The following is a 9,579-nucleotide window of genomic DNA, read 5'->3' on the forward strand; positions in this document are numbered from 1 at the left end:
CTCTATTTACAGGAAAAAGGACTGGACGTAACCGCTATTGACATTTCGCCCGGAGCGATTGAAGTGTGTAAGCTCAGAGGGGTTCAAAATGCAAAAGTCATGGATATTTTGGATGTTTCCGAAAAATATGACTCCCTTCTGCTTTTGATGAACGGAACGGGTATCTTTCAAAATTTGGAAACCGCACCAAAACATTTAAAACATCTGAAATCATTACTCAATTCCGGTGGGCAAATCCTGATCGACTCCAGCAATCTGATTTATATGTTTGATGAAGATGAAGACGGAGGTGTTTGGGTAACAGGTAACAGGGATTATTATGGTGAGCTTACATTTAAAATGTCCTATAAAGGTGAAGCCTCAGAAACTTTTGACTGGCTGTACCTCCATTTTGAACTATTGAAAGCATTATCTCTTGAAGCCGGCTTGCAAAGCGAACTGGTTTTTGAAGGTGAACACTATGATTATCTTGCGAAACTATGGGTGTAGTTTTATATGTTTTAAAATCTCCTTGTCATACATCTTACACCCTGTAGTCTTAGGTCAATTTTGTTAACCACAGAGATCACAAAGAAGGCACAGAACACACAAAGAAATATGGAATCCTTAATAAACAAAAAACAGTGTTAAATTCATAAATTTTTGATTTCACCTTATTCTTACCTTATATTTAAAGAAAAATTCTGCTATGCAAATTACCGCTTACCGCATTTTATTGTTTGGATGGGTACTCACCTTGTTTCTTGGGTGTAAAAGTGATGACAAAGACCCTCCTGCTGACCCTACTTTGGCAAATAAGCAAAGTGTTGGCACCTCTTCTGAAGATTTTTTAAGAGACAACAACTTTAAAAACATCACCCTTGAAATTGTTTATGCCGAAGGCTTTTACCCCGAACCCGGCACTGTCAATCACCTGCTCAATTTCCTAGGGGAGCGTATCAACAAACCAGAAGGTATTACTGTGGTAGAGCGAATGATACAGCCTGACATTAACGGAAATTCATACACCATAAACGATATTGTAGCCATTGAAAACGATCATCGCACTTTTTATAATGATGGCACCAACCTTGCGGTCTATGTTTTTTTTTCAAATAAAAAATCAAATAACGATACTCCAACACGCGTGACTTTGGGTACGGCATACAGAAATACTTCGGCGGTGATCTATAAGAAAACCATCAACGATGCGGCCATTTCTCATGGCATTAATATTGGCCTGGCTGAAAGAACGACATTAAACCACGAGTTTGGCCATTTGTTTGGATTGGTCAACCTGCAACTCGATGATATCCACCAAATTCACGAAGACACTCAAAACAGCAAACACTGTATGGTTGAAGAATGCCTGATGTTTTTTGAAACGACCGGAGAGCGCGCTGTTGTAACCCGTATGCTGCTCAGCAAGTCAACAGACCGGGTACTTGAACAACTATGTATTGAGGACCTTCAGGCAAAAGGGGGGAAATAAATCATTTGTTTCAACCCTCTCAGGGTTTTGAACCCTGAGAGGGTTATCTGTGGCTTATTTTCTATACACCATTTTGCCACCCACAAAAGAGGCTTCCACCTGAATGTTGGGGATGTCATCCTCATCACAATTCATGATGTCTTTGTCCAAAACAATAAAGTCGGCAAATTTCCCGATTTCAATGCTACCTTTTTCGTGCTCTTCAAAATTGGAATAAGCTGCCCAAATGGTCATTCCCATTAGCGTTTCCTCTCGGGAAAGTGCATCCTGAATCTGAAAACCACCTTCGGGATATTGGTTTAAATCCTTTCGAGCTACAGCAGCATAAAAAGTGTAAAATGGACTCACATGCTCAACCGGAAAATCGGTTCCCAAAGCGATGATTCCCGCTTTTTCGAGCAGGGTTTTGTATGCATAAGCCCCTTTCATTCGCTCTGCGCCCAAACGATCCTCTGCCCAATACATATCACTGGTGGCATGAGTGGGTTGGACAGATGGAATAATCCCTTTTGAGAAATAATCAAAGTCATTCACATCAACTACTTGTGCATGTTCAATTTTCCAACGACGCTTATTGCCTTCGCCTAAAGCATTGTTATAAGCCTGAAGCACCACCAAAGCTGTTGAATCACCTATGGCGTGAGTGTTCATCTGGTATTGTGATTCGGCGATGCGCCGGGCGAGACTGTCAATTTCATCTACAGGAGTCACAAAAATACCATAATGACCGGGATGGTCGTGATAAGGTTCTTTAAGTGCCGCACCTCGTGAACCCAGTGCCCCGTCACCATAGACTTTTACGGATCGCACGTTGAGTTTGTCGGTTTTGATGACACCACGGGTAAGGAAGTAATCCAGATTCTCCGGGGTGTTTGATACCATGGCATAAATGCGCATATCCAGTTCGCCCGACTTTTGAAGGCTGTCAATCAAATAAATAATATCCTTATCCAATCCGGCGTCGTTTATGGTGGTCAGGCCGTAAGAAAAACAAATATCCTGAGCATCTTTAAGTGCCCGCGTTGCATCTTCAAGGCTGATATCCGGTGCTATGGATCTAATCACGCCCATGGCTCCGTCAATAAGGATACCGGTCAGTTTACCATCTTTCACCTCAACATAACCGCCTTCGGCTTTGGTTTGGGTGGTGATGCCTGCCAGGTCAAGTGCTTTTTGATTGACCAAATATGCATGACCATCAATGCGGGTGAGTACCACGGGAGTATCTGGAAAGAGTTCGTCGAGTTTTTCTTTGTTGGGGAATTCCTTCACTTCCCAGAAGTTTTGGTTCCAGCCGCGGCCTTCAATATAATCGAGTTGTTTTTCTTCCTGAAAAGCCACAACCCGGTCAATCATTTCTTCATAGCTTTCGGCACCCACCAGGTCCACTACTCTTTGGTTAAGCCCCAGTCCGTAAAAATGGGCGTGGGCATCAATAAACCCGGGAACGATCGTTTTTCCGGCAAAGTCATAGGTTACAGTGGCTTCATATCTTTCGCGTAAAGCGTCAGTGGTGCCCACTTCAATGATTTTCCCGTTTTTAACAGCAAAAGCCTCGGCCTTGTTAAAATCGGCATTGACGGTATAGACGTTGGCATTGATGATTAGCAGGTCTGCAGGGATTTTTTTGGTACAGGAAATTAAAAGCAGGGTCGAAATTAAAAGGAAGCAAGTTCTCATTGTTGTAAATGTTGATTGGAAGGCAAAAATAGGAATTTTAGAGGGAATCGGGAAAAGTTATGTGGGAGGTTTTGTTGTTTGTTGTTTATGGTTTTTTGGTTAAAAAGTTGTCTTAGGTCTTTTTTCAACCACAATCCCCCCTTTTTTTTTTCACTCCGACAGAGCGAGGCACGAGCGACGAGGGCCGTGTCCGCCGAAGGAGGAGTCGCATCAGAGTAAGAACGCATTGCTGAGCAACAGGATGCGATCCTGCCTACCGGCAGGTCCTCACCTCCTATCTTCGGTATCGGAATGAACAAATACACTGAGGGTCACCTTGTCTTACCAGCCTTTGGCGGGCAGGCGTCCTACGTCCCTCGGTCGCCATAGGCTTGTCACTTACGCTTCATAGCTTCAGCGACGGAGCGCCGACGGCGATGCCTGCCATCTTAAGTCCATTTCATTAAGTGCTAATGATGCAGAGGAATTCCATTCCCGGTAGTTTTGAGTTCTACCCTTTCCGATTTTTAATCATCGCAAAAAATAAATTAGAATAGGGAATGCAGTAACTAACCTTCAAATCGTTTAGGAAATCTTTGGAAATTGGTTTCTCCTTCATGGCCAATATGTTTTTATCCTTGTTTGCTTTATCCCAGTCCCGCTCGTCAATCGATGAGGAAATAATAAATACCCCGCAGTGTTTTTTTAGAGTGGTTGGTAATTTATCATATTCAACCATAAATTCAAATCCGGTCATTCCCGGCATGTATATATCCACAAAAATGACTTCAGGCAAGAGGGAAATGTTTTTCTGATTTTCCTGCAAATAGTTCAATGCTTCAAAGGCACAAGAATACTGCAACACTTTCTTTCCAAAACTGTTTTTAGTGATCAATCGTGATGAAATATAGAGGTCTATAAGGTTATCGTCAATGACCATGACATTTTCAAAATTTATATTAAGCCCGTCTTGCATGATTTAAAGTTTTTAAGATTAATGTCAAAAGAAGTTCCTACTCCTTTTTCAGACTGTATATCAATGGTCCCCTGCATTTTATCAATGGATTCCTTTACAATATATAGACCTAAGCCTGAACCCTCAGTACTGCCGGGCAAGCGATAAAACATATCAAATATTTTATCGTGAAATTCAGTATCTATACCCTTTCCATTATCAGAGATATTGAGCTTTAATTCATTGTTATTAGTTGTACCGATGAGTTTAATATATCTTTCGGGATCCTCATCTTTATGGTATTTAATGGCATTGGAAATAAGGTTTTCCAGGATGGTGTTAAAACGTTGCCTATCAGAACAAAATGGTATTTGCTCGTCAATATCAACTTGAAATGAAATTCCTTTTGCCTCTTTGATATTGCGCACAGAGTCCAAAATTTCATTGATGGTTTTCTCGATGGGTATTTCCTGGTATTCCAGCCCGGTGCGGTTATTTTGCGAATAGCTCAGGATATTTTTAATAAATTCGTCAAGGCGGATTATGCTGTTGCGAATCATTTTTACATGTTCAAGAGTGTCAGGTTCTTTACTGTCTTCTTCAATAATAGAAATAAGCCCAAGAATTGAGGTGAGCGGCGAACGTAAATCGTGAGAAACACTATACACAAAGCGGTCCAGTTCCTTATTTGTTTTGACCAATTCTTCATTTGTAAGGCTTAATTCTTCAGTCCGGATTTCTTTCTCTGCGTTTTGATAAGCGAGCTCTTTGTTTAATTTTTTGAGTTTTTTATTTGTTTTTCTTTGTTCGGTAATATCGGTAACCATAGCCAGGATTCCTTTATACCTGCCTGCTTCATCAAAAAGCGGATTTGAAGAAATATGGGACCAAACATCTTTACCGGATTTTGAAATGTATTTTAATTGTATTTTATTGGTATATCCCTCTTTTTTCTTTTTCATCAATATACCGGCCATTTTTCTGGAATCTTCATCCATAAAAAAATAGATGTCTTTTCCCATCATCTCTTCCCGGGAATATCCAAGAATTTCACAAAGTTTATTATTGACAAATGTGGTGGCATTATCTTCATCAATCACCCAGATGCCTTCCTGTGCAGTTTCCACAATCTGCCGGTATTTTTTTTCACTTTCCCTGATAATTTTGTCCGTTTCTTTACTTTCAGTAATATCAATCATCACACTTACAACCTCGATGACCTCACCGTCTTCATCCATAAATGGAACCGGGTATGGTATGACATTTCTCTTTTGCCCATTGGGGCGTTCTACAATGATTTCCTTATAGGTAATATTATCGCTTTTCTTTGCGGCTATTGCCACAGGCCACAAGTCCACAGGAAGCGGGTTGCCATCAAGACTGTAAATCTTCCAAGAACCACACCACTTTGCCCCTATTTCAGGTTCTCTCCCCCATAAGGTTACTGCCGCTTTATTGTAAAATAATAAGCATCCATCAAGGTCACAGGAATAAGTTGCAACAGGTAAATTTTGAATGAGTTCCTTATAACGGCTTTCGCTTTCCTCAATTTTTTTACGAGCCTGCACCAACTCAGTCACATCAGTGGCAAAGAAAAGGATGCCATTTATAATCCCTTCACTATCTCTATTTGCCTGATAATTGAAGTTCAGGTAAGTATCGATGAGTTCACCGATTCTATGGCGGTCAAATTTTACAAGCATCTCATTTGCTGAATATGTTTCGCCGGTTTCATAGACCCTGTCAAGGGATTTGAAAATACCATTTGATTCAAGTTCGGGCAATACTTCTTTTACGGTCTTACCTATAACATCTTTTTCGCCCACAAGCTCCAAATAGAGCGGATTTGCCAATTCATACACATGATCCGGACCCCTTAATATACCCATACAGGAAGGCGATTGAAAGTATAAATCATTGTAACGTTGTTTTTCAATTTCAAGTGAAAGTTCCATGCTTTTTTTATCGGTTACATCTTCAACCGAGTGCAAAATATGGGTGATGTTGCCATCATCATCCTTGATCGGAATATTCTGAACATTGGCATATTTAACTTTAAATTTTGAAGTACCGCGAATGGGGATGTCATATTTTTGAAGCGGCATGATATGCGTTTCCTTTTTGGCGATTGTGATAAACAGGGAGTTTCTCAGATTTTCATCACCATTTGATAAAGTATCATCCGGGTTTTCAGTAAATGCCTCAAAGATTCCTTTTCCAATCAAATCCTGTTCTGATTTATTTGCTGCTTCCAATGCTTCCAAATAGGCTTTATTGACCGCTACAATCGTAAACATTGGCGCATCAGGCAGCAATACCACACTGGGAGTGGGTATACATTGAAAAATTGTCCAAAATTGGAGATTGTGTGGCATAATTATTTAAGTTTATGCGGTAAAATAAAATTGGGGAAAGTTAATATGTGTCGTTAAAATCACCCGATTTCTATTTTGAATATCACAAAATAAAAAAAGAGAAAGATTAAAAATGTTTTAGGGAAGTATGGCCTTAACTGCCTGGATAGCCTATTTTTTGATTTCTTTCTAAACGAGAATTCAAACCAGATTAAACTATGAATGGATAATTAAACTTAATCAAATTTACAGCTATTAAATTTGATTTGTTTGATTAAAACCGGTAATTATTCTATTTTGTGATTTATTTAAGTGTTAAAAGGCATAACTAATTAAATATTAACAGAGTAGTGGGGTTTTAAAGTTTATTGTCCTCCTACGGTAAACCTTCGGCGGATAAATTTGTTGTTTATGGTTCATTGTTAAAAAAGTGTCATATATCTTTAGATTGCGCTTGATTAACGGGGATTATCCATGCTGAATCTACGATTTTCCGAATTCGCGAGGATAACAAAAAAAGGAAGCCCTTCCCCAAAGACTCCCTTTTTCAAACTCAGATTAGTTTTAAATCTTTTATTGATTGGTATTTAAAATTCCAACAACTTAATTACAATTTTTTCCTAATCTGCTTTCATTTTTTTTTTATTTATTTGTTTCTTTTTCCTGAATCAAACTTCACATCTTTCTCTATGCGTTTTCGTTTTTCTTTTACAGCAACGGATTCTTTGTTTGGGTCACCCTTTATTTTATAATCTCGAAGGCCGTTATTGCTGTTACTTTTTTCTTCTTTTTTGTTCTTATGTTCCATTATGATTTTTAAGTTTAGTAGTACTTTAATGAACTGATACAAAGATGGCAATTCATGGTATTCTGTATGTTACACAATTTCAAAACTTGTTTACATAAATCACAGGTTTTCAAGTTTGTAAACAGTTCAGCATTCCTATGTCTTGAAGACTTACGTCTTAAGTCCTGTAGTCTTACGTCTTTTTTAATGACGTCAAGAAATCGAGAATGTGTTTGTTGAATACGTCGGGTTGCTCAAGATTGGATACATGACCCGCCTGATCAATAACGTGTAGTATTGAACCTTTAATGGATGCATTCATAAATTCAGATTGTGCAAGTGGGGTTACTTCATCTTCCCTGCCGCATATAATCAATGTTGGAATGTTTATCTCACTCAAATTGGAACAAGTTTCTGAACGTTCAGCAAGGGCGATCAACCCCTCTTTGATAATGTGTTCTGAATTAGTATACACAACACTTCTGAGCTGCTCAACCAGTGCTTTTTTGTTTGTTAATGAATCTTTGTGAAAAACACTTTTGATAAATCCTTCATTGAAATCAGCCACTCCATCACTTTCAATGTCATAAATAGTCTTATAGCGTTTTTTTTGTACTTCATGGGTGTCTGCAATACATTGGGTATCACATAAAATCAATGCTTCAAAGTATTCCGGAAATCTTTTCAAAGCATTCAAAGCTATAAATCCGCCCATAGATAGTCCACATAAAATGGCTTTATCGATACTTAACCGGTCCATAAACTGTATCAAATCATCAGCAAACAGCTCAATGCTTAGCGGTGTCTCCTCATCTGTTGATTTTCCAAATCCTCTGATATCACAGGATATTAACCTGTGGGAAGATTCTAAAAAGTCAAGCTGTTCCTGCCACATCGATTTGTCAAAAGGAAAACCGTGCAAGAAGATAATTGGGATGCTTCCTTCACCCACATCATCATAGGACATTTGAAAGTCATATAAAGTGGCCATTAAGTCATAATCTTGTGTTGCAGTTTCCATGGTATTCCTATTTTAAAAGTCAAATCCCGATGCCTTATTTGTAATCATTTACAAGACATAAGGTATTACATTGTTTATGAACTTATAAAAATAATTATTGAATGCTTAGGTAGCATTACATATTTTGTGAATAATGTTACATATTTCACATTTTTATTTGACACCAATTGACACCATTTGGCAAAAAAAAGTGAGGTTTTCTCTGAGTTTGAAAAGAGAGAATAGAGAAGGGAAAAGAAACATGGAATTTGCTTGAGTTTTTGGAATTTTTCACAGTATTGCAGAATCCCGTAAAATAGCCTCACCCATTTTTGTGGTTTTAAGCGTTAAAGTTTTAACATTTTATTTCACTACTGTCCGGCAAAATAATTGAATTCATATAAACCATTAACATATTCCGTCCGCCGATTGGCGGACTTTGTTATATGTAAGGGTTGCTTTTGATTACCAATATATAGCCCCTCTGGGGCTTTAGTCCCGTTAGGGACAAAATATTGGTAATAAATACATTACAAAATTTCTATAAGTCCCTTAGGGACGATATTTTTTTTACCGGACAACAGTGTTTTTATTTATATTTGAATACCCCCACAATGAAGAAATAAATCAAGTAAATATTAAGAACCTAAAGGTTTGGCTTGCTGTATTAACATACTATGAGAGAAAAGTAGCGTATATAAACAAGTTGTGTAACATAAAACAGAAACTATGAAAGCAATTCAGAACATCATCTTTGTATCTATTTTTAGTTTTAACACTCCGAATTTTTTGATGGCACAAAACGCAGATTTGGAAGCAGTTAAACTCGAAATAAATGAAGCGACATTAAAGGAGCAGGCTGCATTTAAGAGCGGAGATTGTTCTGTAGTCCTGGATATGATGGAATCAGATATTACATTTCTGGCGAATGGAAGGAAAGTCTCTTCAAAAGAAATAATTGAAAAGTTCTGTAACTCTATTCCAAGACCATTCAAAAAACCTTTTGTTGATAAATTGGAAATCTTCCCATTATCTCAAAATACTGGCTATGTCGTTCGTACTTTGGAATATCCTAATGGTGAAGGAACAAAAATGAAGGAGTATGTAACAAAAATATGGAGGAAAACTAATGGGGAATGGAAAATTAGCCATCTACATTCAACTGTCCAAAATGTACCTGTCGAGGACTAATTTATATTGCCGCGCTCCCGAAACTTCCCCCGCTGCCGCGCGCCATGCCTGCGGCAGGCAGGATTGCATCTTGCTGTGCTTTTTGATCAATGAATGAATTAACGTTTTGGATTTTGATTGATGAGATCCCCGCCTTCCTCCTTCTCCGCCTCTGGCGGATTC

General features: G+C 38.5%; 8 protein-coding genes. 3 read left to right on the plus strand and 5 right to left on the minus strand.

What is annotated here, in order from left to right; translation table 11 throughout:
• Both AC6F75_RS05465 and AC6F75_RS05470 read left to right on the plus strand, forming a co-directional pair.
• Positions 1-489 (plus strand): class I SAM-dependent methyltransferase (locus AC6F75_RS05465; protein ID WP_500713940.1); only part of this gene is annotated, 489 nt, incomplete at its 5' end.
• 199 nt (positions 490-688) lie between these two features.
• Complete coding sequence (locus AC6F75_RS05470) at positions 689-1,471, plus strand: membrane metalloprotease (RefSeq protein WP_500713942.1); 783 nt, start codon at positions 689-691, stop codon at positions 1,469-1,471.
• A 54-nt stretch (positions 1,472-1,525) separates the two neighbouring features.
• Here AC6F75_RS05470 and AC6F75_RS05475 read toward each other — a convergent pair whose 3' ends face one another.
• From AC6F75_RS05475 to AC6F75_RS05495, 5 genes are all read right to left on the minus strand, one after another.
• A complete protein-coding gene (locus tag AC6F75_RS05475; RefSeq protein ID WP_500713943.1) occupies positions 1,526-3,151 on the minus strand; it encodes an amidohydrolase family protein in 1,626 nt (541 codons plus the stop codon).
• A gap of 490 nt (positions 3,152-3,641) precedes the next feature.
• Positions 3,642-4,106 carry a response regulator gene (locus tag AC6F75_RS05480; RefSeq protein ID WP_500713944.1) on the minus strand — a complete coding sequence of 155 codons (465 nt, stop codon included), beginning with the start codon at positions 4,104-4,106 and terminating at the stop codon, positions 3,642-3,644.
• On the minus strand, positions 4,085-6,460 hold the full coding sequence (locus AC6F75_RS05485; RefSeq protein WP_500713945.1) for a PAS domain S-box protein: 2,376 nt from the start codon (positions 6,458-6,460) through the stop codon (positions 4,085-4,087). The genes AC6F75_RS05480 and AC6F75_RS05485 overlap by 22 nt, the downstream gene beginning before the upstream one ends.
• Before the next feature lie 625 nt (positions 6,461-7,085).
• Positions 7,086-7,247, minus strand: a complete 162-nt coding sequence (locus tag AC6F75_RS05490) for a hypothetical protein (protein WP_500713946.1) — start codon at positions 7,245-7,247, stop codon at positions 7,086-7,088.
• A gap of 172 nt (positions 7,248-7,419) precedes the next feature.
• Positions 7,420-8,247, minus strand: coding sequence for an alpha/beta fold hydrolase (locus tag AC6F75_RS05495; protein ID WP_500713947.1), 828 nt, complete (start codon positions 8,245-8,247; stop codon positions 7,420-7,422).
• 708 nt (positions 8,248-8,955) lie between these two features.
• On the opposite strand from AC6F75_RS05495, the gene AC6F75_RS05500 reads away from it, so the two are divergent.
• The gene (locus AC6F75_RS05500) at positions 8,956-9,417 is read left to right on the plus strand and encodes a DUF4440 domain-containing protein (RefSeq protein WP_500713949.1); all 462 of its coding nucleotides are present in this window, start codon (positions 8,956-8,958) and stop codon (positions 9,415-9,417) included.
• The last annotated feature ends 162 nt before the right edge of the window (positions 9,418-9,579 follow it).

The organism is Planktosalinus sp. (assembly GCF_059864935.1).